The organism is Nocardioides sp. T5, assembly GCF_048161455.1.
Classification (GTDB): Bacteria; Actinomycetota; Actinomycetes; order Propionibacteriales; family Nocardioidaceae; genus Nocardioides.
The window spans coordinates 2565654-2591216 of record NZ_CP182415.1 but is presented as its reverse complement, the minus strand read 5'-3'; the positions used below and the strand labels follow the sequence as shown (position 1 = coordinate 2591216).

Below are 25563 nucleotides of genomic sequence, written 5' to 3'. Positions count from 1 at the left end.
CGTCAGCTCCCCGTGGAGGTGTAGTGGCGGACGCCGGAGCGCCACACGAGCAGGGCGGCGGCCATGGTCAGCACGCCGGCCACCGGTGAGGCGAACTGGAACGCCTCGGGCATCCCCGCAGGGTCGGTGCGGCCGAGCAGGTAGAGGCAGGGGTACCAGTTGACGAAGGCGACCGGGATCACGAACGTCAGCCCCACGATCACCTCGCGCGGGAAGATGGTGAGCGGGTACTGCGTGACCGTCGCGCCGCCGTAGGTGAAGGCGTTGGCGAACTCCGTCGCGTCGGTGGTCCAGAACTGGACGCAGGAGAAGCCGACGAAGAGCCCGAAGAACACCAGCCCCCCGCTGAGCAGCATCGACACGGCCACCAGCACGCGCGTCGGGGTCCAGTCGACGTAGGTGCACGCCCACCCGAACACGATCGCAGCCTGCGTCAGCCGCCCGAGGCGCCGCAGCGTGAACTGGTCGGCGCACACCTGCACGAGCAGCGGCACCGGCTTGGTCATCATCTGGTCGAGCCGACCGGTGCGGATGTAGGTGCCGATCCGCTCGACGCTGCCGATCGCGGTGTCGGCGATCGCGAGCGCGAGGGAGGCGCTGCCGTAGAGCAGTGCCACCTCGTGGAGGGTGAACCCGGCCAGGTCGTCGAGGTGGGCGAACATGATCCACAACCCCACGAAGTCGAGGCCGGTGATCAGCCCGTTGCCCACCGCGAGCAGCACGAACGACGTCGGGTACTGCCAGGCCGCGCGGATCCACAGCCACGCGATCTGGAGGTAGGTGCGCAGGTGGAGCACGGCTCCCGGCTCAGCCACCCTGGACCACCACCTTGCGGGTGGCCAGGCGCAGCACGCCCTGGCAGGTGGCCAGCAGCACCACGGCCCACATCACCTGGAAGCCGAGCGCGGCGAGGAGGTCGAGGCCCGTGTGCTTGCCGAGCCACACGTCGGCGGGGACCTGGACGTACGACGCCCACGGCAGCGCGCGGGCGAGCGTCCCGAGCCAGCCGGGGAAGAGCACCAGCGGCAGCATCATCCCGCTGAAGAAGATCGCGAACGCCCCGCTCATCACCTTCACGCCGGACTGGTCGAGCAGCCAGAAGGCGGTGCTCGCGACGAGGAAGCGGATCGCGAAGCTCACCACGACCGCGAGCACCAGCGACACCGCGAAGGCGAGCGCGTTCAGGGGCGAGGAGGGGAGCGAGATGTCGAAGACGAGGAAGCCGATGAGCGTGGGGCCGACCCCGCGGGTGAGGAGGTGGTACGCCGCCCGGCCGAGGTCGCTGGCGAGGTACCACCCGACGAGCCCGACGGGCCGGTAGAGGTCGATCGCCACGTCACCGGTGCGGATGCGCTCGGCGAGGTCGTCGGTGGTGCCGCCGCCCCACAGCGCGATCGTCATCAGCAGCGCCTGGCCGAGCCAGACGTAGGTCACCGCGTCCTGGGCGTCGTACCCGCCCGCGGAGGGGTTGGCGTCCCACAGCGCGAGGTAGGCGAAGGAGTAGATGATCCCGAACACCGAGTTGGTGAAGATCCCGGCGAGGGTCGCGGCCCGGTAGGTGGAGTAGCGGCGGAACGCGCGGGTCGCGATGGCGACGTGCAGCACCTGCTTCCCCCTCACGCGACGACGGTCCCCGGTCCACCCACGAGGGGGCCGGGGATCGTCTCACACCGGAGGGGTGCCGTGCACCTCAGCCGTGGCGGACGAGGTTGACCACACCGATGGTGCGGCCCTGGGCGTCGCGCGTGATCGCGACGCCGGCGCGCTTGGCGCGGGGGCTCAGCAGGATCTCCCGGTGGCCGGGGGAGTCGAGCCACAGCTCGACCATCGTCTCCGGGCTCAGGCCGGTGCCCCGGACGAGCGTCTCCCCGGCCCAGGAGTTGTCGCACTTGCGGATGACCTGACGCTGGTCGCGGTGCTCGAGCACCCCGGTGCGGGCGATCCGGGCGCCCCACCGCTCGGCCAGCTGGTCGGTGCACACGTCGAAGTTCCGGATCTTGCGCAGACCGTGCGCGGCGCGCGCCTGGTTGATCCGGACCATCAGGGCGTCCTCGAGCTGTTCGCTGCTCGCGCTCGCGTCGACCACGGAGGCGCTGCGGGGCACGGACCAGGTCGCGGCCTGGGCGGCGGCTGCCGGGACGCCGGTCAGGACAACGGCGGTGAGCGCCGTGGCGGCCAGGCGGGAGAGGCGACGGGGGTGCTGCACGGGGGTTCCTCCGGGAGAGATCCGCACGTGGGGGGGTGCGGCAGATCTTGATGGAATCTTTTGGAAACAGGGATTGACCCTAGGTTCGTGCCGTGCGTCTGTCGAGTCCGGACGACATCGCGGGTGTTCATGCGCGGTGTTTCCTCAATTGTTGGCATGGTGATCGCCGATTTCGTCCAGGTCTGATGAAAGCGCCTTGATGGTTTCTGCAGGGCGAGAACGCCAAAAAAGAGACCCGTGGTCTGGACCTGTCGGTCCGGATCACGGGTCTCGTGAGGTGGGTGGGGCAGAGGTGACGGGTGGGGCGGGGCGGCGACAGCGCCGCCCCGGCCCCGCTGGGTCAGTACTGGTAGGTGCCGTGCAGGATCGCGCGACCGAGCGTCTTGAAGGCGAGGTTGAAGGAGACGACGGCGGCCGAGGCGTCGGCGTCGACGCCCAGGCTGGCGTCCTTCACCGCGTGCACCACGAAGAAGTAGCGGTGCGGGTGGTCGCCCTCGGGCGGGGCCGCTCCCATGAACCCGGCCTCGCCGCCGTCGTTGCGGACGTGGAACGCGTGGCCGGGCAGGTCTCGCGATGTCGCGCCGGTGTCCAGGGAGGTGACGTCGGCGGGGACGTCGACCAGGCACCAGTGCCAGAACCCGCTCGGGGTCGGGGCGTCGGGGTCGAAGCAGGTGACCACGAAGGACTGCGTGCCCTCAGGTGCTCCCGTCCAGCTCAGCTGCGGCGAGGTGTTGCCGAGGGCCGCCACCTGGTCGTCCTTCAGGGGTGCGCCGTCGGTCACGTCCGTGCTGGTGACGGTGAAGGACTCGGTCGCGGGCAGGTAGTCGTAGGGATTGGGGGCCACGGGCCGCTCGATGCTCATCCTTCGAACGTAGCCACCTGCCCGTGAGCCCGGAAGGGACAATCGGGGCATGACCCAGCGCGGTGCCGACCCCCATCCCTACCTGGCGGGGCTGGTGCTCACCGGTCGCAAGGTCGTGGTCATCGGCGGCGGGCACGTCGCCCAGCGACGCGTGTCGGGGCTGCTCGGCGCCGGTGCCGACGTGACCGTCGTGAGCCTCGAGGTGACTCCGGCGCTCGAGGGGCTGGCAGGCGAGCTGACGCTGGTGCTGCGGGAGTTCACCGAGTCCGACCTCGACGGCGCCTGGTACGTCGTCGCAGCGACCGACGACCCGGCCGTCAACGCCCGCGTCGTCGCGGCCGCCGACGCCCGCCACACGTTCTGCGTCCGCGCCGACGACGCCCTCGGCGGCACCGCCTGGACCCCGGCGGTCGGCCACCACGGCAGCGTGAGCGTCGGCGTGCTCGGCAACCGCGAGCCGCGGAAGTCCGCGGCCTTGCGCGACGACATCGTCACCGCGCTGCGGGACGGGCACCTGACGGCCTCCGATGCCCACGACCGCAGCCCGGGCGTCGTCCTCGTGGGTGGGGGGCCGGGCGAGCCGGAGCTCGTGACCGTGGCCGCCCGCCACGCCCTCGCCACCGCCGACGTCGTCGTGGCCGACCGGCTCGCTCCCCGGGAGCTCCTCGACGAGCTCGGTCCCGACGTCGAGCTCATCGACGTCGCCAAGCTGCCCCGTGGGCGATCGGCGTCGCAGCAGACGATCAACGAGGTGATCGTCGACCGGGCACGGGCCGGCAAGCGCGTCGTCCGCTTCAAGGGCGGCGACAACTTCGTCTTCGGCCGCGGCTTCGAGGAGCTTCTCGCCTGCGCGGCCGCCGACGTGCCCGTCACCGTCGTACCCGGTCTCAGCTCGGCCATCGCCGTGCCTGCCCGGGTCGGCATCCCGGTCACCCACCGCGGGATCGCCCACGAGTTCACCGTCATCTCCGGCCACCTCCCGCCCGGGCACCCGGAGTCCCTGGTCGTGTGGGACGCGGTCGCCGGGCTCCGGGGCACGCTCGTCCTGCTGATGGCGGTCGACAACGCGCCGGCGATCGCAGACGCGCTGCTCGACGGCGGACGCGACGTGGCGACGCCGGTGGCGGTGATCGTCGACGGCACGATGCCGACCGAGCGCACCGTCCTCAGCACCCTCGGTGCCCTCGCCGACGACCTGGTCGCCCACCGGGTCGCCCCGCCCGCGATCATCGTGGTGGGCGAGGTCGTCGCCGTGGCCCGTCCGGCACACTACGACCGTGCCTGACCTCGTCGAGATCTCCGACCCCGACGACCCGCGCCTGGCCGACTACCGGGACCTGCGCGACGTCGAGCTGCGCAAGAGCCTCGAGGCCGAGCACGGTCTCTTCCTCGCGGAGGGGGAGAAGGTGGTGCGCCGGGCCGTGGAGGCCGGCCACGAGGCACGATCGTTCCTGATGGCGCCGCGCTGGCTCGACGGCCTCGACGACGTGCTCGCCCGCAGTGCCGCTCCCTGCTACGTCCTGTCCGAGGCGGCCATCGAGCAGGTCACCGGATTCCACGTGCACCGCGGGGCGCTGGCATCCCTGCGCCGGCGGCCGCTGCCGTCCGTGGACGACGTGCTCGACGGCGCACGCTCGGTCCTGGTGCTCGAGGACCTCGTCGACCACACCAACGTGGGGGCGGTCTTCCGCTCCGGTGCCGCGCTGGGCTTCGACGCCGTGCTCCTGTCGCCACGGTGTGCCGATCCGCTCTACCGTCGCTCGATCAAGGTCGGCATGGGAGCAGTGTTCTCGACGCCGTGGACCCGGCTGCCCGACTGGTACGACGCCCTCCCGGAGCTCGCCCGGCGTGGCTGGACGACGGTCGCGCTGACCCTCGGTCCCGACTCGGTCCCGATCGAGGAGGCCGTTGCCGGCGTCGACCGCCTCGCCCTGGTGCTGGGGTCGGAGGGGCACGGTCTGTCCTCGCGTTGGGAGACCGCGGCCGATCGTCGTGCCGTGATCCCGATGGCGGCCGGGATCGACTCCCTCAACGTCGCGGCTGCCAGCGCCGTGGCCTGCTACGCCGCGGCGCGTCGCTGACCCGGCACTCAGGTCAGGCGGTGCCGCAGTCGCCGGGCCGCCACGACGACCACGGCGACGCCGATCAGCACGTAGACCACGTTGCTCACCGGACCGACGTACCCCTCGACGACGTGCCACCGCGCGCCGAGCTCGTAGCCGGCGAGGATCAGTGCCGCGTTCCAGACCAGGCTCCCGGCGGTCGTGAAGAGGCAGAAGCGTGCGAGCGGCATCCGGTCGATGCCGGCGGGGATCGAGATCAGGCTGCGGACGCCCGGCACGAGTCGGCCGACGAAGACCGCGGTGCGGCCGTGCCGGCCGAACCAGGCAACGGCCCGACGGACGTCGTGGGCGTGCATCAGCGGGATCCGGTCGGCCAGCGCGCAGATGCGCTCCAGCCCCCAGGCCGCCCCGAGCCAGTAGAGGACCAGCGCCCCCGCCAGCGAGCCGGCCGTCGCCCAGGCGATGGCCGCGAAGACGCTGTAGTAGCCCTGGCTGGCGGTGTAGCCCGCCAGGGGCAGCACCAGCTCGCTCGGGACGGGCGGGAACACCGTCTCGAGGGCGGTGGCGAGACCGACGCCGGGGGAGCCGACCGTGCGCATGACGAGCACGACCCAGTCGAGCACTGCTTCCATGTCGTACGACGCCCCGTCAGCCGCGCTGGCGCAGCGACTCGTGCAGCACGATCGACCCGGCCACGGCGGCGTTGAGGGACGAGGCGGTGCCGACCATCGAGATGGCGACGACCTCGTCGCACGCGGCGCGCCATCCCGAGGACAGGCCGTGGGTCTCGTTGCCCACGACGACCACGAGTCGCCCGCCGAGGTCGACGTCCGCGAGGGCCCGGCCGTCCTCGTCGGTGCCGACGATGCGGTAGCCGTGGGCGTGGGCGTGCTCGACCACCGGGCCGGGGCCGGGCACCCGGAGCACCGTCAGGGCGAAGAGCGAGCCGGTGCTGGCCCGCACCGCCTGCGGGTCGTAGGGGTCGGCCGCGTGGCCGGTGACCACGAGGGCGGACGCACCGAAGGCGTCCGCCGAGCGGGCGAGCGTGCCGATGTTGCCCGGGCTCGTCGGGCGGTCGAAGACCACGACCGGGCCGTGCGGGCGCCGCGAGTCCTCGAGGCGGGCGACGCCGTCCTCGGGCATCTCGACGACCGCGACCAGCTCGGCGCCCTCCTCGCGACCGCTGAGCCGGGCGTGCAGATCGGGGGACAGCAGCACCCGCTCGGCGTCGGTCGTCGACCACAGGTCGTCGGACCAGGTGGAGGTGGCGCCGTCGGCGCGCAGCAGGGCGCGCACCGTCCAGCCCTCCTCGACGGCCCGGGTGATGGGCCGGACACCCTGCACCAGGAACTCCCGGTTGCGGTGCCGCTTGGAGCGGTTGGTCAGCAGCGCCTCCCACTGCTGGAAGCGCGCGTTCTCCCGCGTGATTCTGAGGTCGTTCATCCGGCCGGCCAGGTGAGCGGGTAGTCCTCGGCGGCCGCGTCGTGCTTCTTGGACAGCCGCTTGCGCGCCTTCGCGGAGAGGCGGTCGCCGAAGACGGTGCCGAGCGTGTGGTCGGTCTCGTGCTGCAGGCAGCGGGCGAGCAGGCCGTCGCCCTCGAACGAGACCGGCCGGCCGTCGAGACCCTGGCCCTCGACGCGCGCCCAGTCGGGGCGGGGGCAGGGCTCGAAGGACCCGGGGAAGGACAGGCAGCCCTCGTCGTCGTCCTCGAGTCGACGGTCCTTGCCCTCGGGGAGGGTGACGACGGGGTTGCACACGACGCCGACGGTGCGTACGCCCTCGTCGTCAGGGCAGTCGAAGACGAACATCGCCACGTCCTCGCCGACCTGGCAGGCGGCCAGGCCGACCCCCTCGGCGGCGTACATCGTGGCGACCATGTCGGCGGCCAGCGCCGCGAGTGCGTCGTCGTACGACGTCACCGCGGCCTGGGGGCGGTGCATGACCGGCGTGCCCCAGCGGGTGATCGGGCGGACCGAGCCGCCGTCGGGGAGGGGACCGTGGGGAGCCCGGACCCCGGGGTCGGTGCCGGTCTGGGCGTCGGTCGGCTGCTCGTCGGGCATGCGGGGATCCTAGCCAGCCGGGGGTACGGCACCCGCGGGGCGGCTGGGTGCTGGCCATCGATGTAACTCGGAGTTACATTTGAGCCATGTCTTTCATCAGCGGCCTGCGGCCCGGCGGCCGCCACGGGTTGTCGTCCCGGGAGTCACGCGACGCGATCGGGCTCGCCGTCGCCGCGGTGAACCGGCTGGCACAGAGCGAGCTCCTCGACCGCGTGGGCCTGCGCAAGCAGGCCGAGCAGGCGGTCTACACGACGACGCGCAACGGGTTCCGGGTGGCGACCGCCGCCGGTCGCACGTTCGCCCGGGCCGGCGGTCGCACGGCAGGGGCCCGTCCGGCGAGCGCCGCGTCACGCGGGGTCTTCGACCTCACGCCCACCGAGGACGAGGAGATGCTGCTGGAGGTCGTGCGCGAGCTCGCGGCCGAGGTGCTCCGACCCGCCGCCTCCGCGGCCGACGACGCGTGCGCGCCCCCGCCAGAGGTCCTGGCCGCCGCCGAGGAGGTGGGGGTGCCCGTCCTGGGCGTCCCCGAGCAGCTCGGCGGCATCCTGGAGGAGCGGTCGGCCATGGCCGGCGCCCTCGTCGCCGAGGCACTGGCACAGGGGGACATGGGGCTCGCCGTCGCGGCTCTCGCGCCCGGGTCGGTCGCCACCGCGATCGCGCTGTGGGGCACCGACGCCCAGCAGCAGACCTATCTGCCCGCGTTCACCGGTGGCACCACCGGATCGGGGGTCCCGGTCGCGGCGCTCGCCGTCGCGGAGCCGCGGGTGCTCTTCGACCCCTTCGACCTGGCGACCATGGCCCGGCGCGACGGGGACGGCTTCGTGCTCGACGGCGTGAAGTCCGGGGTCGTCCGCGGTGCCGACGCCGAGCTGTTCGTCGTGTCCGCGGTGCTCGACGGCACGCCGGCGCTGTTCCTCGTCGAGTCCGGCGCCGACGGGCTCGAGGCGGAGGCCGACCCGTCGATGGGGGTGCGCGCTGCCGGGCTGTCGCGCCTGCACCTCGGCGGCGTACGGGTGGGCGCCGACGCGCTGCTCGGTGACACGGACGGCGTCGCCCACGCCGAGTGCGTACGCCTCTCCCGCCTGGCGTGGTGCGCGCTCGCGGTCGGGACCGGCCAGGCGGTGCTCGACTACGTGAAGCCCTACGTCAACGAGCGCGAGGCCTTCGGGGAGCCGATCAGTCACCGCCAGTCGGTGGCCTTCATGGTCGCCGACATGGCCATCGAGGTGCAGGCGATGCGCCTCCTCACCTGGAAGGCGGCCTCGCGCGCCGCGCGCGGCCAGGACTTCGCCCGCGAGGTCGGCCTCGCCCGCCAGCTGTGCGCCGAGAAGGGCATGCGCATCGGGCTCGACGGCGTGCAGCTGCTCGGCGGCCACGGCTTCGTCAAGGAACACCCGGTCGAGCGGTGGTACCGCGACCTGCGGGCCGTCGGCGTGATGGAAGGCGCGGTGATGATCTGATGGCGATCAACCTCGAGACCCCCAGGAAGCTCGTCGGGCTGATCGACCAGGCCCACCAGCTGGCGATGAACATGCTGCGCCCGATCTCACGGACCTACGACCGGGCCGAGCACGCGTACCCCAAGGAGCTCGACATGCTCGCCGCGCTCATCGACGGCGTGTCCGAGACCGGGGCGACCGGCGGCGCCGGTGCGGGGGGCGTACGCCGTGACACCTCCGCCGACGGCGACAGCGGCACGGTCCGCAACGGCGCCAACCTCGCGTCCGTGCTCTCCGTCGCCGAGATGTGCTGGGGCGACACCGCGCTGCTGCTGTCGATGCCGCGCCAGGGGCTCGGCAACTCCGCCATCGCGTCGGTGGCCGACGAGGAGCAGCTCGAGCGCTACCGGGGCACGTGGGCGGCGATGGCGATCACCGAACCCGGCACCGGGTCGGACTCGGCCAACATCACCACCACGGCGGTGAAGGACGGCGACGAGTACGTCATCAACGGCGAGAAGATCTACGTCACGTCCGGCCAGCGCGCCGACTCGGTGGTGGTGTGGGCGACCCTCGACAAGGACCTCGGCCGCGCGGCGATCAAGTCCTTCCTCGTCCGCAAGGACAACCCCGGCCTCACGGTCGAGCGGCTCGAGCACAAGCTCGGGATCCGCGCGTCCGACACCGCGGTCATCACCTTCACCGACTGCCGGGTGCCGGCCGAGGACCTGCTCGGCTCGCCGGAGATCGACACGAAGTCGGGCTTCGCGGGCGCGATGGCGACCTTCGACAACACCCGCCCGCTGGTCGCCGCGATGGCGGTCGGGTGCGCCCGCGCCTCGCTCGACCTGACCCGCGACCTGCTCGAGCAGGCGGGCGTGGTGATCGACTACGACCGTCCCGCCCAGGTGCAGTCCGCGGCGGCGGCGACGTTCCTGCGCCTCGAGGCCGACTGGGAGGGCGCGCGGCTGCTGATGATGCAGGCCGCGTGGATGGCCGACAACCGCAAGCCCAACTCGCTCGAGGCCTCGATGGCGAAGGCGAAGGCCGGACGCGTCGGGTCCGACGTCACGCTGACGTGCGTCCAGCTGTGCGGCACCCTCGGCTACAGCGAGGCCGAGCTGCTGGAGAAGTGGGCCCGCGACTCCAAGATCCTCGACATCTTCGAGGGCACCCAGCAGATCCAGCAGCTCATCGTGGCCCGCCGGGTGCTGGGGCTGAGCAGTTCCGAGCTGCGCTGACCGGGCGCTTCCTTGCGCATGCACGCGCCGACCGGGCGCTTCCTGCCACAGGAAGCGCCCGGTCGGGCTCCGAGACGGGCAGGAAGTGCCCGGTCAGCGTGCGGATCAGGAGACGGACTTGAAGGGGTCGTGGTCGGAGAGGATCTTGTCGACGCGGGCCTGGTCGATGCGGGAGACCACGTAGCTGTCCTCCTGGGCGTCACGGACGCACTTGGCGAGGGTGAAGCTCGACGTGGTGAGGAACATGGTCCCGAGGCCGAGGAAGGCGCGGATCCACGGGTCGACCGGCAGGTAGAAGATCGCGAAGATCATGGTCAGCAGGGCGACGGCGAAGGAGATGCCGGCCTGCAGGAAGAAGGCGTTGGTGTTCTTGGTGGGAGTCGAGGAGGCCATGGGTCAACCGTCGTCGTCCACGAGCGTCGCCGGAGCCGCAGGCCTACCCGATCCGGGCTGAGTACCCACGCTCAACCGTTCCGAGTACCTTCTGCCCATGCCGGACCAGCCCGCCCACATGACGCCCGAGGAGTTCCGCCGCCACGGGCACGCCGCCATCGACTGGATCGCCGACTACTGGGCCTCGCTCGACGCCCTGCCGGTCCGCGCGCAGGTCGCGCCCGGCGACGTACGACGCCTCCTGCCGGCGTCGGCGCCGGAGGACGGCGAGCCGTTCGACGCCCTGCTCGCGGACCTCGACCGCGTCGTCGTGCCCGGCCTGACCCACTGGCAGCACCCGCGGTTCTTCGCCTACTTCCCGGCCAACTCCTCACCGGCCGCGATCCTCGGCGACCTCCTTTCCAGCGGCATCGGGGCGCAGGGGATGATCTGGGCGACCAGCCCGGCCGTGACCGAGGTGGAGCAGGTGGTGCTGGACTGGTTCGCCGAGGCGCTCGGGCTGCCGGAGGCGTTCCGGAGCGACGGTCCGGGCGGCGGCGTCATCCAGGACACCGCGTCCACCGCGACCTTCACCGCGCTGCTGTCCGCGCTGCACCGCGCCAGCGCGGGCGCCGTACGACGTCACGGCGTCGGCGACGCCGGCTGGCGCGTCTACGGCTCCACGCAGGCGCACTCGTCGCTGGTGAAGGCGGCGATGATGGCGGGCCTCGGCGAGGACGCCGTCCGCACGATCGCCGTCGACCCGGCGACCCAGGCGATGGACGTCGAGGAGCTGCGCGCCGCGGTCGTCGACGACGTGGAGGCGGGGCTGCGTCCGGTGATGGTGCACGTCGCCGCCGGCACGACCTCGACGGGTGCGATGGACGACATCGCCGCGGTCGCGGAGGTGGTGCGCGAGTGGGGCGTGTGGCTGCACGTGGACGCCGCCTGGGCGGGCGTCGCGGCCGTGTGCCCCGAGCACCGCGACGTCCTGGCCGGCGTCGAGGCCGCGGACTCGTTCGTCACCAACCCCCACAAGTGGCTGCTGACGACCTTCGACTGCAGCACCTTCTGGGTGCGTGACCGGGCCGCCCTGACCGGGGCCCTGTCGATCCTCCCGGAGTACCTGCGCAACGCCGCCACGGAGTCGGGCGAGGTCGTCGACTACCGCGACTGGCACCCGCAGCTCGGCCGCCGGTTCCGGGCGATCAAGCTGTGGGCGGTGCTGCGGACCTACGGGCTCGAGGGGCTGCGCGCGCACGTCCGCAGCGGCATCGCTCTCGCCCAGCACGTCGCCGACCTGGTCGCGGCCGACGACCGCTTCGAGATGGTCACCGAGCCCTCGCTCTCGCTCGTGGTCTTCCGGCTCACTGCCGGCGACGAGCAGACCCTGGCCGCGATGGAGGCCGTCAACGCCTCGGGGGAGGCCTACCTCTCGCACACCACGGTCGAGGGCCGCGCGGCCATCCGGCTCGCGGTGGGCAGCTGGCGCACCACGGCGGCGGACGTGGACCGCACGTGGCACGCGCTCCAGGAGGCGGCGAGCGCGCAGGGGTGACCCGGGCCTGATCCGGACTGGCAGGGTGGCGTCATGAAGCTCTTCGCCGACACGCCCCTCCGCCGCACGCTGCAGGTGCTCGCCGACCTCCTGTTCGTCGCGTGGCTGGTGCTCTGGGTCTGGATCGGGATGGCCGTCCACGACGGAACGGCGCAGCTGGCCGAGCCCGCCCGCCAGACCGACTCGGCGGCCACGTCGATGGCCGAGCAGCTGCGCGACGCCGGGGGGCAGCTGGGGGAGGCGCCGCTGGTGGGCGACGAGCTGGCGGTGCCGTTCGACCGGGCGGCCGACGCGTCCGACGGTCTTGCCGCCGCGGGCCGCGACACGGTCGAGGCGGTCGAGCAGCTGGCGCTGCTGCTCGGCCTGTCGGTGGCGCTGATCCCGATCCTCATCGTCTCGGCGATCCACCTGCCGCTCAGGTGGCGCTTCATCCGCGAGGCGACGGCCGGCGCGAGGTTCATCGACGCCGCGGAGGACCTCGACCTCTTCGCCCTGCGCGCGCTGGCCCACCAGCCGATGCACGTGCTCGCCAGGGTGAGCGACGACCCGGCCGGGGCGTGGCGCCAGCGGGACCCCGACGTCGTACGACGCCTGGCGGTCCTCGAGCTCGCGGACGCCGGGCTCCGGCCGAAGCGCCTGCCGGCCGCGTAGAGTCCAGACACGTGCAGTTCCTCGACGGCGCAGCGCCGCCCCACGACCTGACCTATGACGACGTCTTCATGGTTCCGCGCGCCTCCTCGGTCGCGAGCCGCTACGACGTCGACCTCGCCACCGACGACGGCACCGGCACGACCCTGCCGCTCGTCGTCGCGAACATGACCGCCATTGCCGGCAGGCGGATGGCCGAGACGGTCGCGCGGCGCGGCGGCATCACGGTGATCCCGCAGGACATCCCGATCCCCGTGGTCACCGACGTCGTCCGGTGGGTCAAGCAGCGACACCGGGTCTTCGACACCCCGATCGAGCTGCGACCCGACCAGACCGTCGCGGAGGCGCTCTCACTGATCCCGAAGCGGGCGCACAGGGCGGCCGTGGTGGTGCAGGACGGGCGACCGGTCGGGGTCGTCTCGGAGGCCGACTGCGCGGACGTCGACCGCTTCGCCCAGGTGTCGAGGGTGATGAACCAGGACGTCGTCACGGTCCAGGCCGACGCCGACCCGCGCGAGGTCTACGACGCGATCGAGCGGGCCAAGGCGCCGCTCGCGATCGCCGTGTCCGCCACGGGCGAGCTGGTCGGCGTGCTGACCCGGCTCGGTGCGCTCCGCGCCACCCTCTACACGCCGGCCGCCGACCCGTCCGGGGGCCTGCGGATCGCAGCCGCGGTCGGCGTCAACGGTGAGGTCGCCGACCGGGCCGCGATGCTGCTCGAGGCGGGCGTCGACTGCCTCGTCGTCGACACCGCCCACGGCCACCAGGACCGGATGGTGCAGGCGCTGCGGGCGGTCCGCGCCCTGTCTCCGACCGTGCCGGTCGCAGCCGGCAACGTCGTCTCGGCCGAGGGCACCCGCACCCTGATCGAGGCCGGCGCCGACATCGTCAAGGTCGGCGTCGGGCCCGGCGCCATGTGCACCACGAGGATGATGACCGGCGTGGGTCGGCCGCAGTTCTCCGCGGTCCTGGAGTGCGCCACCGCCGCACGCGAGCTCGGCAAGCACGTGTGGGCCGACGGGGGAGTGCGCCACCCGCGCGACGTCGCCCTCGCGCTGGCCGCGGGCGCCTCGTCGGTGATGATCGGCTCCTGGTTCGCCGGCACGCACGAGTCGCCGGGCGACCTGATGCTCGACGCCGACGGCCGGCCGTTCAAGGTGTCCTTCGGGATGGCCTCGGCCCGGGCCGTCGCCAACCGCACCTCCAGCGAGTCGTCGTACGACCGCGCGCGCAAGGGCCTCTACGAGGAGGGCATCTCGTCCTCGCGGATGTACCTCGACCCCGACCGCCCCGGCGTCGAGGACCTCATCGACCAGATCTGCTCCGGCGTCCGGTCCGCCTGCACCTATGCCGGTGCGAGCGACCTCACGCAGCTCCACGAGCGCGCGCTCGTGGGCGTCCAGTCCGCCGCCGGCTTCCACGAGGGCCGCCCGCTCGAGAAGTCGTGGTGACGTGCACGAGCTGAAGCACGTCTTCGTGATGACCTACGGCAGGTCGGGCTCGACACTGCTGATGGGCATCCTCAACTCGATCCCGGGCTGGCTGCTGCGCGGGGAGAACCGCCACGCCATGCGGCACCTCTACGACTTCCACCGCAGCGGCCTGACCGAGCGGGCACGCGTCGACCCGGCCCGTGCGAGCCAGCCGACGCACCCGTGGTTCGGGATCGAGGCGTTCCCCGAGGCGGCGTCGCTGCAGCACATCCGTGCGCTGGCCGAGGCGACCCTGCTGCGGCCCGAGCACGACACGCGGGTCACCGGCTACAAGGAGATCCGCTGGTACGACGACGACCTGCCCGACTACGTCGACTTCCTGCGCCAGGTGTTCCCCGGCGCACGCTTCGTCGTCAACACGCGCAACCTCGAGGACGTCGCGGCCAGCAACTACTGGACGCACAAGGACGACCCGCTGGCGCAGGTGCGGGCGATCGAGGACAAGATCCTCGGCACGGTGGCTGGTCTGGGCGACGCCGCCTACCGCGTCCACTACGACGACTACGTGGCCGATCCCGAGGTGCTGCGCGGGCTCTTCGACTGGTTGGGCGAGGTCTACGACCAGGACCGCGTCGAGTCCGTTCTCGCCACGCCCCACTCGCGCCGCGGCAAGCACCGGGACTGACCGAGTCCGCCCACGACTGGGCGTCGATGGTCGAGTCCACCGCCTTGGCGCACGGTGAGTGGTGGCGCGCCAACGTCTGACCGTGGGCCGCTGGCAAGGCAGAGACCACTCCGCAGCCACAGTGCGGTGGCTGTGGTCCACCACATGGACCACAGCCACCGCACACCGGCTTTCCTGGTCATCGACAACGGGCCCCGGTGCGGACGCGGCGTCGTAGGCAGCGGGTTGTGCGAGGGTGAGCCCATGCTCATCAACCCCGGCAGCGACCGACCGCAGGGTCCGTGGGACCCGGACGAGAAGAAGAAGTGGATCGACACGCAGTACTTCTGGGTGCTCATGCCGCTCCTGCTGCTGATGGTCGGGACCATGGTGCTGGTGTCCGTCTTCGGCCCGTGACCGAGAGCCTGGCGCCCGTGGGACGATCGGCGCGTGGCGTGGCACCTGACGACCGACGCGGCGGTGCTCTGGCACGCAGCAGGACCATGTCTCGCCGAGCACCCCGTCGAGAACGCACCACTGCTGGCTGAGGTCGGCCACCTCCTCGCCACGGACAGCACGCCGGACGGGCTGGCGTGCGGCTGGTGGAGCAGCGACGACGGCACCGTCAGCGGGGCGTACGTGGCGGCGCCGCGGCACAGCCCGCTGCTGACGCGGATGCCGCGCGCGGCACTCACCGGGCTCACGTCCGTCCTCGACCACCCGGCCGCCCTCGGCGTGCCGGGCGTGGTCGCTGACGACGTCGTCGAGGCGTGGGCCGCAGTGGGCACGTGCCTGACGCCGGCGCGGTCGTTCACCGTGCACCTGCTCGAGGGTCAGGCGCCGGCTCCGACGTGCGCCGGGCGTCCCCGCGTCGCGGGCCCGGACGACCGGGCGTTGCTGCACCGGTGGTTCGACGAGCTGATGGCGGGGCTGCCCGGTGACCCCAGCGACCGGGCGTACGTCGTCGACGACCCGCTCGCGACCGGTGCGCTGGTGCTGTGGGAGGTCGACGGTCGGCCGGTCGCGATGTGCAGCCGCAGCCGCGTGCTCGCCGACACGGTCCGGATGGGCGCGTGCTACGCACCCGGTGGCGAGGACGCCCACGCGGACGCGGCGTTCGGTGCGGCTGCGGCGGACGCCCGTCGCCACGCGCGGCACGTCACAGTCCTCGCCGCGACGGACGACGAGCACGAGGCACACCGGCTCGCAGCATCCGGATTCGTCCCGGCCGCGACGCGGGTCGCCCTTACGGCTCACGGCGGCGGCTGACCGGTCCGCGACGCAGGGCGCGGAGGAGACCACCCGCGACGCTGCGCGGCCGGAGGACCGGCGTACCCGACGAGGCGGTGTCCTGCATGCCGGCGAGGGTCTCGGCCAGGACCGACGTCGCGTCCGCCGACGGCGCCCACCCCAGCTCCGTCCGTGCCCGCGTGGTGTCGAGGAGGGGCACGGCGAAGCCCATGTCGATCCAGCCCGGGTCGAGCGGCTGCACCCGCGCGTGCCAGCTGGCCGACACGGCGGCGCGCACCGCACGGGACGGGACGTGGACGAGTCGAGCGCCGAGGACGTCGGCCACGTCCTGTGCGGTGACCGGCGGCTCGGCGGCCAGGTTGAACGCACCCCCCGCGCGGGACCCCAGCACCCGGACCAACGCATCCGCGACGTCGTCGGCGTGGACCATCGGGATGACGAGGCCCTCGTCGATCGGCAGCACCGGCACGTGGCGCAGCAGCCCCGCAGGGACCAGGGCGGGCAGCCCGTAGCGCAGCAGGGCACTGCCCGCGCTGCGCTGGCCGATGATCCCGGGCCGCACCCGGGTGACGACCACGTCCGGTGCGTCGACCTCCAGGGCGTCGAGCAGCCGTTCGGCGGCGGCCTTGTGCCGGCTGTACATCGACGTCGGGACCCCGCCGGTGGGCCACGTCTCGTCGACCGGGGCGTCGTCCCGCTTGGGCGAGTAGGCGCCGACCGACGACATGTGCACCAGGTGGGGGACCCCGGTGGCCACCACTGCGTCGATGACGCGCCCCGTGCCACCGACCCCGAGCTCGCGCAGGTGCTCCTCCCGGTGCGAGGGCTGGAACCCCCACGCGAGGTGCACGACTGCGTCGGCGCCCTGGCACGCGGCGCGCAGCGCGGGCGTGTCCGACTCGTCGGTCAGGTCGACGGCCACCCACTCCATCGCTGGCAGCACGTCGTGTCCGGCGGCCGCCGGACGACGCCGACGAGCTCGTGCCCGCCGTCCTGGGCCAGCCGCCGGACGAGGGCCGAGCCGACGTTGCCGCTGGCTCCGGTGATGACGATGCGCATGCGCGACCTGTACCCCGTCCCGCGCCGCGCAGACGCCCGGACCCGCGGGAGCAGCGTCAGCGCGACGTGTTGGCCGTACGCCCCTTCGTCACGCCGACGAACGTCTGGGTGACCTCGTCGTCCCGGTCGATGCGCCAGACCAGCGCGATCGCGCTGGGCTCGAGGTCGGTCACGACACGCGTGACGACGTCCTTGCGCTGGTGGAGCCGGGCCACCGACATCGGTACGACGACGATGCCGGTGCCGGCGGCGACCGTCTCGATCGCCTCGCGCTCGGTCATCGGCGGCCAGTCGAGCCTGCTCCGCCGCAGGCGTCCACCCGCTCGGGTGCGGGCGGACCAGGCCTGCTCGTCGACGAGGTCGGCCGTGGTGACCTCCTCGTCGGCTGCGGCCAGGACGTGGTCGCGGGAGGCCACGGCCACCTGCAGGCTCGTCGTAGAGCCGGACGCAGTGCAGTCCGTCGCGGTCGACCGGGAGCCGGACGAGAGCCATGTCGAGGCTGCCGTCCCGCACCCCCTCCAGGCCTGGTCGGCCTCCGTCACCGGCACGAGCCCAGCGGCTCGCGCCGGCGCTCGCGCCAGTGCCGGGCCCACTTGTCGGGAGTCGCGCCGGTGACGAAGCCGATGCGGAGCGGGTCGGTGGTCATGGGACGGAGCCTAGGCCTCGCTCTTCTCGACCGAGAGGACGAAGTCGTCGCCGTGCTCGGTGACACCGGTGATGACCGCGGCCTCGACGGCCTCGATGGCGTACTTGCGACGCACGACCAGCGGGTCCTGGGCGAGGTCCTTCACCAGGGCCACCGCGAGGCCGATCATGATGAGCACGAAGGGCAGCGCCGCGATCACCGTGATGGTCTGCAGGCCGCTGAGGGCGTCCGGGCCGCCGACCAGCAGCATCACGGCCGCGACGGCACCGGTGGCCACGCCCCAGAAGATGACGGTCGGACGGCTCGGGTGGATCGTGCCGCGCTCGGAGAGCGAGCCCATGACGATGGAGGCCGCGTCGGCGCCGGAGACGAAGAAGATGCCGACGAGCACCATCACGACGATGCTCGAGACCGTGGCGAGGGTAGGCATCGAGGGTGCTGAAGAAGAGCCTGGTTCTCCAGGCCGCCAGCACCGGCGATGTCGGTGCCCTTCTGCTGCAGGTCGATGGCCGCACCGCCGAAGATGCAGAACCACACGACGCTGATCATGCTGGGGACGAGGAGCACACCGGTCACGAACTGGCGGATGGTGCGACCACGAGAGATGCGGGCGATGAACATGCCGACGAACGGCGTCGTCCACGACAGCCACCACGCCCAGTAGAAGACGGTCCACGTCGAGAGCCAGGTGCTGACCTCGTCACCCTCGGCAGCGGTGCGCGCGGCCATCATCGGCAGGTCGGCGAAGTAGGCGCCGATCGAGGTGGGGACCAGGTTGAGGATGAAGACGGTGGGGCCGACGATGAACACGAACAGGGCGAGAGCGCCACGGCGAGGACCATGTTGATGTTGGACAGCCACTGGATGCCCTTGGCCACGCCGGAGACGGCGGAGAGCACGAAGGCTGCCGTGAGGACGGCGATGATGCCGACGAGGACGGCGTTGCCGGTGTCGCCGAGCCCGGCGACGATCTGCAGGCCGGACTCGATCTGGAGGGCGCCGAGACCGAGCGAGGTGGCGGAGCCGAAGAGGGTCGCGAAGATGGCGAACATGTCGATGGCCTTGCCGCCCAGTCCGTGGGCGTGGCGACCGAGGAGCGGCTCGAAGGCCGAGCCTGATCGGCTGAGGCGCCCCTTGTAGACGCCGTACGCGACGGCGAGGCCGACGACCGCGTAGATCGCCCACGGGTGCAGGGTCCAGTGGAACATCGTGGTCGCCATCGCGTGCTGCGCGGCCGCGGCGTCACCGGCGTCACCGGTGCCCGGCGGGGGCGTGACGAAGTGGCTGATCGGCTCGCTGACGCCGTAGAACATGAGGCCGATGCCCATGCCGGCGCTGAACATCATCGCCACCCACGAGATGGTCCGGAACTCCGGGTCCTCGTCGTCGCGGCCGAGCGGGATGTTGCCGAACTTGCCCAGCGCCAACCAGATCACGAAGACCACGAAGGCGCTCGAGGTGAGCACGAAGAGCCATCCCGCGTTCCTCATCGTCCAGCCGAGGCCGGTGCCCGAGGCGTCGGCGAGGCTGCCGGTGCTGAGGAAGCCCCAGACGAGGAAGGCGAGGCTGACGACCGCCGTGACGCCGAAGACGAGCCTTGTCCACGCCCGTCTCGCGAGGCACGGTGGGCTCGATGGCCGCGTCCAGGGCGGGGTGCGGGTCGTCGACGGGGTCGGGTGTGGGCAGGTCTCGGGGATGCTCGATTCCGGTGGCCATCCGAGGACCAGACCAAAGAACGACGCCGGTGCGCAAACCGGGAGTATGCGTCACCGCTCGCACTGAGACGAGGCCCACAGCGGAGCCGCGGCGCGAGCGCCGCTACGCGCGTGAGGCCAGGGCCCGCCCCCACGCTCGCGCCCGCTCCAGGCTCGCCGTCGACGAGCGGACCGGGGGCGTCGGTGACGTAGAAGGACTCGGTCGCCACCATCGTGCCGAGGCGGTGGCGCGACACGAACCGCCCGGCCGCGCGGGCCGCCGACCCGGGCAGCCGGCGCACCTGCTCGGCACGCGTGTCGAAGGTCGCGACGGCGCACGAGGTGTCACCGGCGGGCAGGGTGGCCAGCCACTCGCGGATGCCGGGGCCTCGTGCCCGGGCTCCGCGCCGCGGTCGTGCGCGTCGCGCCGGGTTGCTGGCCGGCTCATGGAGAAGGCGTGGGTCGGGCCGCCGAGCACGACGAGGTCGACGCCGTCGGGCAGCGGGGACGGCGCCGCCGCGACGTCGACGACCTGCACCGGTCCGCCGTGGCTGTCGGCGAGGCCGTCGGCGATCGCCTGCGCCACCTGACGGGTGTTGCCCCAGTGGGACTCGTGGACCACCAGTGCGGTCATGGTGTGCTCCTCTCGGGTGGCGATGCGGGTGCGGGGACGGGCCGTGGACCGGGTGGGAACGACCGCAGCCACCGTGCCGTGAGCCATGCGCTGGCCGCGAGCAGCAGCAGGCTGGGCACCGCATCGGGTCCCAGGTGCACGTCGGCGTCGGTGACGAGGGCCAGGACGGGCCCGGCCCACAGCGCGGTGAAGAGGGTGAGGATCTTGAGGAGGGCGACCGTCGCCAGCGCACCCGCCACCGCCCGACGCCGCAGGAGGAGGACTCCGACGGCGGCGATCGCGGGCAGGACCGCCGCGAGGTCGAGGACGAAGACGGGGTACGGCGTGCCGCCGACGCCCTCGGGCTCGGGCCGGGGCCCGCCCAGTGCGTACGGCAGGAGCACCGAGAGCCACAGCCCGGCGAACAGCACCGCGGTGACGACCAGCACCCACCCGGTGGCGCGGGTCAGCCGGGGCGAGGCGGTCGAGGTCGGCGGCCGCTCGACGAGGCGGTGCAGCCCGCCGAGCAGGCCGGCGCCGGACAGGGAGACGATCACGACGTAGACGAGGAAGACGCGGTTCATCGGGACGCCGGTGACGTAGATCAGGTAGCTGTAGAGGAGGTAGGCGAGCAGCCCCAGCCGGGCGAGGTGGGATGCGGTGGACGACACCGTGGGGCGCACGAGGAGGACCAGGAGCGCGGCGACCACGATGCTGCAGGCGTCCTGGGCCCGCGCCGACACGACGGTCGCCTCGGGCAGCGACCGGTACGGCGTCTCGGCGAGCAGGCCGTAGAGCGACGCGCCGACCACCGCGGCGGCGAGCACCCACGTCGACCAGCGCGTCACGGTGCTGGTCGGGCCGGGCGCAGTGGCTGCGGGCGGGGGAGGCGCCTCCCGGACGGTGGGGGCGGAGGTCGCGGTCGTCTCGCCGGCCAGCGCGGGCCAGTCCGCGCGCGCGACCGGCACGAGCAGCAGCAGCACGGGGACGCACCACAGCCAGAAGCCGAACCCGAACGACATTAGGAGGACGTGGAACGCGATCACGCCGGCCCAGCCGACCCGGGCCGCCGGCCCACCACGCAGCAGCAGGAGACCGAGCACGACCTCGCCCGCGGCCAGCGCCAGGATCCAGGCGACCGGGTGGGCCATCACCACGGACCGCCACATGTCGGTGACGAAGGGCCAGAAGGACTCGTCGGCGAAGGTCCGGTAGGCCTCCGGGTCCGCCGCGACGATACCGGCGTTGATGCCGCCCATCACGAGGTAGAAACCGCCCACGAAGCGGCGTACGACGGAGGCGCGCGTGCGACCGCTCGGCACGACGGCGGGGCTCGTGCGGGGCAGCAGGATCGTGGTCTCCGGCACACCTCAAGGCTCCGCCCCGGTGTGGGGGACGGTCAGGGGCGAAGGTCGGGGCGGGCGGGGACCTAGGTCCCCGGCTTGCCGGCGTCGGCGTAGGAGCGGACGACCGCGATGGTGAGCGGGAAGTCGACCGGGTGCTCGCGGAACAGCAGCCGGCCGGCGGTGGCCGCCGCCTCGGTCATCTCGGCGGCGACCGCGTCGGCGAGCTCGACCGGGGCGTGCACGACCACCTCGTCGTGGAGGAAGAGGACCAGGTGCGGCCGGGACTCGAGGATGCCGTCGCCGAGCCGCCAGAGCCGGTTGCGGAGCTCGGCGACCCAGCAGAGCGCCCACTCGGCCCCGGTGCCCTGCACCACGAAGTTGCGGGTGAACCGGCCGAAGGAGCGACGATGCCGGTCGAGGGTGGCGAGGTCCGCCGGAGGCGCCTCGGGCGACTCGTCCCACGACCCGCCGAGGGCCGGGCTGCTCCGCCCGAGCAGCGTCCGGACCGCCTGGCCGCGCTCGCCTGCGCGAGCCGCCTCCTCCAGCAGCCCGAAGGCCTGCGGGTAGCGCCGGGTCAGCTCGGCGACCATCCGTCCGCTCTCGCCGCTCGTCGCGCCGTACATCGCGCCGAGCAGGCCGAGCTTGGCGTGCTGGCGCGTCGCGACGGCCCCGGCCTCGACCATCCCCTGGTAGAGGTCGGCGCCCCGCGCGGCGCCCGCCAGCGCGCGGTCGCCGCTCATCCCTGCGAGCACCCGCGGCTCGAGCTGGGCGACGTCGGCGACGACGAGCGCCCAGCCCTCGTCGGCCACGGCCGCCGACCGCACCTGCACCGGGAAGGACAGCGCGCCCCCACCGTTGGACGACCACCGACCCGTCGCCGAACCGGCGGGCTGGTAGACCGGGCGGAAACGCCCGTCGCGCACCCACTCGTCGATCCAGGTCCAGCCGTTGGTCGAGAAGAGGTGTGCCAGCGACCGGTAGCGCAGGAGCGGCTCGACGACCGGGTGGTCGACCGTGCGCAGCGTCGAGGCGCGCGTGTCGACGACCTCGATGCCGGCCCGGCGCAGCGCGGCGAGCAGCTCGGGATGGGAGTCGGGGTTGAGGCCGGGAGCGCCCAGCAGGCGGCGTACGTCGTCGGCGCACTCCGCGAGCAGCCGCGGTCGTGCCCCGCGGGGCGGGCGCGGACCCAGCCGGTCGGTCAGCACCGCCTCGTGGACCTCGACGCTCCACGGCACCCCCGCGTGCGTCATCTCGGCGGCTGCGAGGGCGCCCGCCGACTCCGCGGCGACGAGGAGCCGGAGACGCGCGGCGTCGGGGGAGGCGTCGATCGCCGCCAGCTGGCGCGCGTCCTCGAGGTCGGCCCGCAGGTGGTCGACCGCGTCGTGCCCGCTGAAGAGGACGGGCTCGGAGACGGTCGCCGGTCCGAGCCGGTCCCAGAGGTCGGCGTCCTCGCCGGCCAGGAGCGCGGTGTCGACGGCGGGCGCGCGCGACAGCAGCCGACGGGACAGACGCAGGTCGTGGCACCGCGCCACCCGCACGCCGGCCGCCAGCAGCGAAGGCGCCCAGCGGGCGGTGTCGTCCCAGACCCATCGGGGACCGTCCGCCTCGCGCGCGGCCACGTGGGTCGGCAGGTCGGCGAGCGCGACCTCGTGGCTCGTGCGGCCCTCGGCCACCAGGGCGCGCTCGCCCGGCAGGCGGGACAGGTGCACGCGCGTCATGGGGGACAGCCTCCCCGACGCGGGTCAGTCCAGCTCGAGCACCTCCGACACGGGCCGGCGCGGGGTACGGGCCGGCAGGGGGCGCCCGGTCGAGCGCCACCCGACCCGGACGAGCAGGAGCGGGTGGGCCAGGCTGCCGAGCACCTCGGCCTGGAAGGCGGTCCGGGTCTCGGGCACCTCGATCACCTGGCTCAGCGGCACGAGCGCGAGGCCCGCCGTCGTGGCGGCGAGCCACATGGCGCCGAGGCCCTCACCCGCACGCAGCCAGGCAGGCGCGTCGTCGTAGGTGTCGAAGAAGACGAGGAGTCCGTCGGACGTCTCCAGGTCAGGGGCTGCGCGGTCCTCCCACGCCCCCTGGAAGCGGTGGGGGTGAGCACCCGCGAGGTCGTCCGCGCCGGGCAGGGCGCCCGCAGGCACGCCGTCGTCGGAGCCGCGGCGCTGCCAGCTCGCCTGCTCCGCCCGCGCTGCCGGGTTCACCCACTGCAGCTGGTGGGCCCTCCTCACCAGCCGTTCGGCGATGAAGCGCTCCGACTCGTCGGTCAGGGCGACGGCCCTCGCTCCCCAGTGGTTCGCGAGGCGGGCCAGGTGCGCCTGCCGCTCCTCGGGCACCGGCCAGGCGGTGAAGCGTCGCCGGTCGGTGCAGCGCCGGTCGAGGGCCGTGAGCGTCTCCTCCGCCGTCGCGGGTACGTGGCCGGGGGTGAGGTCGAGGAAGGCCAGGAGGTCGGGCTGCGCCGGGTCGGGGTGACGGGCGACCCGGGTCTCCCAGCCCAGCGCCCCGGCCGCGACCTGCGCGTGGTGCAGGGCCACCCCGCAGCTCAGCGTGAGGTTGCGGCCGTCGGGGTCGGTCTCGCGCAGCTGGCGCGAGGTGTCGGCGTACAGCTCGAGGGTGTGCGCGCCGCCGCGCCACCGCCAGGGCTGGGTGTTGTGCACGCTGGGCGCTCGCGACGCGACCTCCACGATCCGGTGCAGCGTCTCCACGGGGACGAGGCGGGTGCTGGTCATGGCCGGCTCCTTGCAGGTGTGGTTCCTGCTCCGAGGTTGCTCGCACCCGGCGTCGTACGTCAGTGCCGATGGTCCCGCACGGCTGGGCCGTCGGGCTCTGCCGGTGCGGACCACCGGCTCCTAGCGTCGTGTCATGAGGACCGAGCACGACCCCACCTCCACCTCCACCGCCGCCCTCACCTTCCTGGGCGCAGTGGACACCGTCACGGGCAGCAGGTTCCTGCTGGAGACCGGCGGCGTGCGGGTGCTCGTCGACGCCGGTCTCTACCAGGGGCTGGCCACCCACCGCCGACGCAACTGGGAGACCTTCCCGGTCGATCCTGCGGGCATCGACCACGTCGTGCTGACGCACGCCCACCTCGACCACACGGGCTACCTCCCGCGCCTGGTCAAGGACGGCTTCCGTGGCCGCGTGACGTGCACCCTGGAGACCGCCGAGCTGGCGGCCATCGTGCTGCGCGACAGCGCGCACCTGCAGCAGGAGGACGCGCGCTACGCCAACGACGCGGGCTTCTCCAAGCACCACCCCGCGCTCCCGCTCTACGACGACCACGACGTGGAGGAGGCGCTGCAGCTGATCGAGCCGGTCGACCTCGAGCACCCGCTCGCGCTGGGTCCCGGCGTCAGCGTCACCCTCCGCTCAGCCGGGCACATCCTCGGCTCCGCCACGGCCGCGGTGCGGGCGGGGAAGCACCGGGTGGCCTTCAGCGGCGACCTCGGCCGTCCGCACCACCCCCTCCTGCGTCCCCCGGCCGACCCCCCCGAGGCGGACACCCTCGTGGTCGAGTCGACGTACGGCGACCGGCAGCACCCGCAGCCGGACCCGATGCGGCTCGCCGAGGCCGTCCGGCGCACGGTCGCCCGCGGCGGGAGCGTGCTGGTGCCGGCCTTCGCCGTCGACCGCACCGAGCTGGTCCTCCTCGAGCTGCGCCGGTTGATGGCGCGGGGCGACATCCCCGACGTGCCCATCTTCGTCGACAGCCCGATGGCCCTCGCCACGCTGGACTGCTACCGGCGGGCCGCCTCGCGGGGTGGACCTCAGGTCCGACCCGAGGCACGCGAGCTGCTCGCCGACCTCGACGGTCCGGACGTGCGGTCCGTCCACGACGTCGCGGGGTCGATGCGGCTCAACAGGCCGCGCACCCCCAGCATCATCATCTCCGCATCGGGGATGGCGACCGGTGGTCGCGTCGTGCACCACCTGGCCCACCAGCTGCCCGACCGCCGCAACTGTGTCGTGCTCACGGGGTACCAGGCCGAGGGCACGCGCGGGCGCCAGCTCGCCGAGGGCGCTCGCCAGGTGAAGATCCACGGACACTACGTGCCGGTGCGGGCGGAGGTCGTCACGGTCACCGACTTCTCCGTCCACGCCGACGCGCACGAGACGATCGACTGGCTCACCCGGGCCCCGGTGCCGCCGCGCACCGTCTACGTCGTGCACGGTGAGCCCCGCTCGGCGGCCGCGCTCGCCCGGCGGGTGTCGGAGGAGCTGGGCTGGACCGCCGTGGTGCCGTCCTACCGCGAGCGGGTGCTGGTGGACTGAGATGAGCACCCTGCGCCCCACTCCCGCGGCGGCCGGCCCGAACAAGGCCGTCGGTCCCGCCGCGCGTGCGGCGCCGGTCTGGGTCGTCGCGGCCGACCTGCTCGCGAAGACCCTGCTGTTCCTCGCGGTCGCCCGCGTGGCGGTC

27 protein-coding genes and 1 pseudogene are annotated in these 25563 nt (G+C 73.2%); 11 read left to right on the top strand and 17 right to left on the bottom strand.

The features are described from left to right. Positions 1-2: 2 nt before the first annotated feature. The 4 genes from ACNKF0_RS12600 to ACNKF0_RS12585 form a co-directional block, all read right to left on the bottom strand. Positions 3-815, bottom strand: a complete 813-nt coding sequence (locus ACNKF0_RS12600; RefSeq protein ID WP_416952593.1) for an ABC transporter permease — start codon at positions 813-815, stop codon at positions 3-5. Beyond that, positions 808-1620 (bottom strand): ABC transporter permease, encoded by an 813-nt coding sequence (locus tag ACNKF0_RS12595; protein ID WP_416952591.1) that lies wholly within the window; start codon positions 1618-1620, stop codon positions 808-810. Before ACNKF0_RS12595 ends, ACNKF0_RS12600 begins: the two co-directional genes overlap by 8 nt. Before the next feature lie 70 nt (positions 1621-1690). Beyond that, a complete protein-coding gene (locus ACNKF0_RS12590) occupies positions 1691-2206 on the bottom strand; it encodes a CAP domain-containing protein (RefSeq protein WP_416952589.1) in 516 nt (171 codons plus the stop codon). A gap of 340 nt (positions 2207-2546) precedes the next feature. Then, a complete protein-coding gene (locus ACNKF0_RS12585) occupies positions 2547-3068 on the bottom strand; it encodes a YbhB/YbcL family Raf kinase inhibitor-like protein (RefSeq protein WP_416952587.1) in 522 nt (173 codons plus the stop codon). 49 nt (positions 3069-3117) lie between these two features. Between ACNKF0_RS12585 and cobA the strand changes: the two genes are divergently transcribed. Continuing rightward, positions 3118-4353 (top strand): uroporphyrinogen-III C-methyltransferase, encoded by a 1236-nt coding sequence (gene cobA / locus ACNKF0_RS12580; protein WP_416952585.1) that lies wholly within the window; start codon positions 3118-3120, stop codon positions 4351-4353. After that, on the top strand, positions 4346-5149 hold the full coding sequence (locus tag ACNKF0_RS12575; RefSeq protein ID WP_299931607.1) for a TrmH family RNA methyltransferase: 804 nt from the start codon (positions 4346-4348) through the stop codon (positions 5147-5149). The genes cobA and ACNKF0_RS12575 overlap by 8 nt, the downstream gene beginning before the upstream one ends. A gap of 8 nt (positions 5150-5157) precedes the next feature. On the opposite strand, the gene ACNKF0_RS12570 is transcribed toward ACNKF0_RS12575, so the two are convergent. The 3 genes from ACNKF0_RS12570 to def are packed head-to-tail and all read right to left on the bottom strand — an operon-like array spanning position 5158 to position 7191. Beyond that, entirely contained in the window at positions 5158-5763 is a 606-nt protein-coding gene (locus ACNKF0_RS12570; protein ID WP_416952582.1) for a DedA family protein, read from the bottom strand. A gap of 16 nt (positions 5764-5779) precedes the next feature. Then, positions 5780-6574: a TrmH family RNA methyltransferase gene (locus ACNKF0_RS12565; RefSeq protein ID WP_416952580.1), complete on the bottom strand. Its 795-nt coding sequence runs from the start codon at positions 6572-6574 to the stop codon at positions 5780-5782. Next, positions 6571-7191, bottom strand: a complete 621-nt coding sequence (gene def, locus ACNKF0_RS12560) for a peptide deformylase (protein ID WP_416952578.1) — start codon at positions 7189-7191, stop codon at positions 6571-6573. The genes ACNKF0_RS12565 and def overlap by 4 nt, the downstream gene beginning before the upstream one ends. Positions 7192-7277: 86 nt before the next feature. Between def and ACNKF0_RS12555 the strand changes: the two genes are divergently transcribed. Both ACNKF0_RS12555 and ACNKF0_RS12550 read left to right on the top strand, forming a co-directional pair. Further along, a complete protein-coding gene (locus ACNKF0_RS12555; protein WP_416952576.1) occupies positions 7278-8651 on the top strand; it encodes an acyl-CoA dehydrogenase family protein in 1374 nt (457 codons plus the stop codon). After that, on the top strand, positions 8651-9871 hold the full coding sequence (locus tag ACNKF0_RS12550; protein ID WP_416952574.1) for an acyl-CoA dehydrogenase family protein: 1221 nt from the start codon (positions 8651-8653) through the stop codon (positions 9869-9871). Before ACNKF0_RS12555 ends, ACNKF0_RS12550 begins: the two co-directional genes overlap by 1 nt. 105 nt (positions 9872-9976) lie before the next feature. Here ACNKF0_RS12550 and ACNKF0_RS12545 read toward each other — a convergent pair whose 3' ends face one another. Beyond that, positions 9977-10264 carry a YiaA/YiaB family inner membrane protein gene (locus tag ACNKF0_RS12545; protein ID WP_416952572.1) on the bottom strand — a complete coding sequence of 96 codons (288 nt, stop codon included), beginning with the start codon at positions 10262-10264 and terminating at the stop codon, positions 9977-9979. A gap of 97 nt (positions 10265-10361) precedes the next feature. Between ACNKF0_RS12545 and ACNKF0_RS12540 the strand changes: the two genes are divergently transcribed. From ACNKF0_RS12540 to ACNKF0_RS12515, 6 genes are all read left to right on the top strand, one after another. Continuing rightward, on the top strand, positions 10362-11801 hold the full coding sequence (locus ACNKF0_RS12540) for a pyridoxal phosphate-dependent decarboxylase family protein (protein WP_416952570.1): 1440 nt from the start codon (positions 10362-10364) through the stop codon (positions 11799-11801). Positions 11802-11834: 33 nt separating this feature from the next. Then, the gene (locus ACNKF0_RS12535) at positions 11835-12452 is read left to right on the top strand and encodes a hypothetical protein (protein WP_416952568.1); all 618 of its coding nucleotides are present in this window, start codon (positions 11835-11837) and stop codon (positions 12450-12452) included. An 11-nt stretch (positions 12453-12463) separates the two neighbouring features. Next, positions 12464-13900 carry a GuaB1 family IMP dehydrogenase-related protein gene (locus ACNKF0_RS12530; RefSeq protein ID WP_416952566.1) on the top strand — a complete coding sequence of 479 codons (1437 nt, stop codon included), beginning with the start codon at positions 12464-12466 and terminating at the stop codon, positions 13898-13900. 1 nt (position 13901) lies between these two features. Further along, on the top strand, positions 13902-14567 hold the full coding sequence (locus ACNKF0_RS12525; RefSeq protein ID WP_416952564.1) for a sulfotransferase: 666 nt from the start codon (positions 13902-13904) through the stop codon (positions 14565-14567). A 243-nt stretch (positions 14568-14810) separates the two neighbouring features. Beyond that, positions 14811-14963, top strand: coding sequence for a hypothetical protein (locus ACNKF0_RS12520; RefSeq protein ID WP_416952562.1), 153 nt, complete (start codon positions 14811-14813; stop codon positions 14961-14963). Between the two features lie 33 nt (positions 14964-14996). Further along, positions 14997-15815 (top strand): hypothetical protein, encoded by an 819-nt coding sequence (locus ACNKF0_RS12515; protein ID WP_416952560.1) that lies wholly within the window; start codon positions 14997-14999, stop codon positions 15813-15815. On the opposite strand, the pseudogene ACNKF0_RS12510 reads toward ACNKF0_RS12515, so the two are convergent. The 9 genes and pseudogenes from ACNKF0_RS12510 to ACNKF0_RS12470 all read right to left on the bottom strand — a co-directional run bounded on the left by ACNKF0_RS12510 (position 15793) and on the right by ACNKF0_RS12470 (position 23875). Continuing rightward, positions 15793-16856: pseudogene (locus tag ACNKF0_RS12510) on the bottom strand (NAD-dependent epimerase/dehydratase family protein). The gene ACNKF0_RS12515 and the pseudogene ACNKF0_RS12510 overlap by 23 nt on opposite strands. A 56-nt stretch (positions 16857-16912) precedes the next feature. After that, on the bottom strand, positions 16913-17278 hold the full coding sequence (locus ACNKF0_RS12505) for a LysR substrate-binding domain-containing protein (protein WP_416952558.1): 366 nt from the start codon (positions 17276-17278) through the stop codon (positions 16913-16915). A 234-nt stretch (positions 17279-17512) separates the two neighbouring features. Next, positions 17513-17932 (bottom strand): BCCT family transporter, encoded by a 420-nt coding sequence (locus tag ACNKF0_RS12500; RefSeq protein ID WP_416952556.1) that lies wholly within the window; start codon positions 17930-17932, stop codon positions 17513-17515. Continuing rightward, positions 17896-18312 (bottom strand): BCCT family transporter, encoded by a 417-nt coding sequence (locus tag ACNKF0_RS12495; RefSeq protein ID WP_416952553.1) that lies wholly within the window; start codon positions 18310-18312, stop codon positions 17896-17898. The genes ACNKF0_RS12500 and ACNKF0_RS12495 overlap by 37 nt, the downstream gene beginning before the upstream one ends. Continuing rightward, positions 18231-19199 (bottom strand): BCCT family transporter, encoded by a 969-nt coding sequence (locus tag ACNKF0_RS12490; protein WP_416958500.1) that lies wholly within the window; start codon positions 19197-19199, stop codon positions 18231-18233. The genes ACNKF0_RS12495 and ACNKF0_RS12490 overlap by 82 nt, the downstream gene beginning before the upstream one ends. Before the next feature lie 121 nt (positions 19200-19320). Continuing rightward, complete coding sequence (locus ACNKF0_RS12485; protein WP_416952551.1) at positions 19321-19830, bottom strand: flavodoxin family protein; 510 nt, start codon at positions 19828-19830, stop codon at positions 19321-19323. Continuing rightward, entirely contained in the window at positions 19827-21176 is a 1350-nt protein-coding gene (locus tag ACNKF0_RS12480; protein ID WP_416952549.1) for a hypothetical protein, read from the bottom strand. Before ACNKF0_RS12480 ends, ACNKF0_RS12485 begins: the two co-directional genes overlap by 4 nt. Before the next feature lie 62 nt (positions 21177-21238). Beyond that, positions 21239-22873, bottom strand: a complete 1635-nt coding sequence (locus ACNKF0_RS12475; protein WP_416952547.1) for a bifunctional 3'-5' exonuclease/DNA polymerase — start codon at positions 22871-22873, stop codon at positions 21239-21241. A gap of 24 nt (positions 22874-22897) precedes the next feature. Then, positions 22898-23875 (bottom strand): Acg family FMN-binding oxidoreductase, encoded by a 978-nt coding sequence (locus ACNKF0_RS12470; RefSeq protein ID WP_416952545.1) that lies wholly within the window; start codon positions 23873-23875, stop codon positions 22898-22900. Between the two features lie 133 nt (positions 23876-24008). Between ACNKF0_RS12470 and ACNKF0_RS12465 the strand changes: the two genes are divergently transcribed. Next, positions 24009-25418 (top strand): MBL fold metallo-hydrolase RNA specificity domain-containing protein, encoded by a 1410-nt coding sequence (locus tag ACNKF0_RS12465; RefSeq protein WP_416952543.1) that lies wholly within the window; start codon positions 24009-24011, stop codon positions 25416-25418. Positions 25419-25563 lie beyond the last annotated feature (145 nt).

What these genes read in the sequence shown, in the direction of transcription:
- ACNKF0_RS12585 (WP_416952587.1), bottom strand. Translation starts at nt 3,068, where the DNA reads ATGAGCATCGAGCGGCCCGTGGCCCCCAATCCCTACGACTACCTGCCC.
- cobA (WP_416952585.1), top strand. Translation starts at nt 3,118, where the DNA reads ATGACCCAGCGCGGTGCCGACCCCCATCCCTACCTGGCGGGGCTGGTG.
- ACNKF0_RS12570 (WP_416952582.1), bottom strand. Translation starts at nt 5,763, where the DNA reads ATGGAAGCAGTGCTCGACTGGGTCGTGCTCGTCATGCGCACGGTCGGC.
- ACNKF0_RS12565 (WP_416952580.1), bottom strand. Translation starts at nt 6,574, where the DNA reads ATGAACGACCTCAGAATCACGCGGGAGAACGCGCGCTTCCAGCAGTGG.
- def (WP_416952578.1), bottom strand. Translation starts at nt 7,191, where the DNA reads ATGCCCGACGAGCAGCCGACCGACGCCCAGACCGGCACCGACCCCGGG.
- ACNKF0_RS12555 (WP_416952576.1), top strand. Translation starts at nt 7,278, where the DNA reads ATGTCTTTCATCAGCGGCCTGCGGCCCGGCGGCCGCCACGGGTTGTCG.
- ACNKF0_RS12550 (WP_416952574.1), top strand. Translation starts at nt 8,651, where the DNA reads ATGGCGATCAACCTCGAGACCCCCAGGAAGCTCGTCGGGCTGATCGAC.
- ACNKF0_RS12545 (WP_416952572.1), bottom strand. Translation starts at nt 10,264, where the DNA reads ATGGCCTCCTCGACTCCCACCAAGAACACCAACGCCTTCTTCCTGCAG.
- ACNKF0_RS12540 (WP_416952570.1), top strand. Translation starts at nt 10,362, where the DNA reads ATGCCGGACCAGCCCGCCCACATGACGCCCGAGGAGTTCCGCCGCCAC.
- ACNKF0_RS12535 (WP_416952568.1), top strand. Translation starts at nt 11,835, where the DNA reads ATGAAGCTCTTCGCCGACACGCCCCTCCGCCGCACGCTGCAGGTGCTC.
- ACNKF0_RS12520 (WP_416952562.1), top strand. Translation starts at nt 14,811, where the DNA reads ATGCTCATCAACCCCGGCAGCGACCGACCGCAGGGTCCGTGGGACCCG.
- ACNKF0_RS12500 (WP_416952556.1), bottom strand. Translation starts at nt 17,932, where the DNA reads ATGCCTACCCTCGCCACGGTCTCGAGCATCGTCGTGATGGTGCTCGTC.
- ACNKF0_RS12485 (WP_416952551.1), bottom strand. Translation starts at nt 19,830, where the DNA reads ATGACCGCACTGGTGGTCCACGAGTCCCACTGGGGCAACACCCGTCAG.
- ACNKF0_RS12475 (WP_416952547.1), bottom strand. Translation starts at nt 22,873, where the DNA reads ATGACGCGCGTGCACCTGTCCCGCCTGCCGGGCGAGCGCGCCCTGGTG.
- ACNKF0_RS12470 (WP_416952545.1), bottom strand. Translation starts at nt 23,875, where the DNA reads ATGACCAGCACCCGCCTCGTCCCCGTGGAGACGCTGCACCGGATCGTG.
- ACNKF0_RS12465 (WP_416952543.1), top strand. Translation starts at nt 24,009, where the DNA reads ATGAGGACCGAGCACGACCCCACCTCCACCTCCACCGCCGCCCTCACC.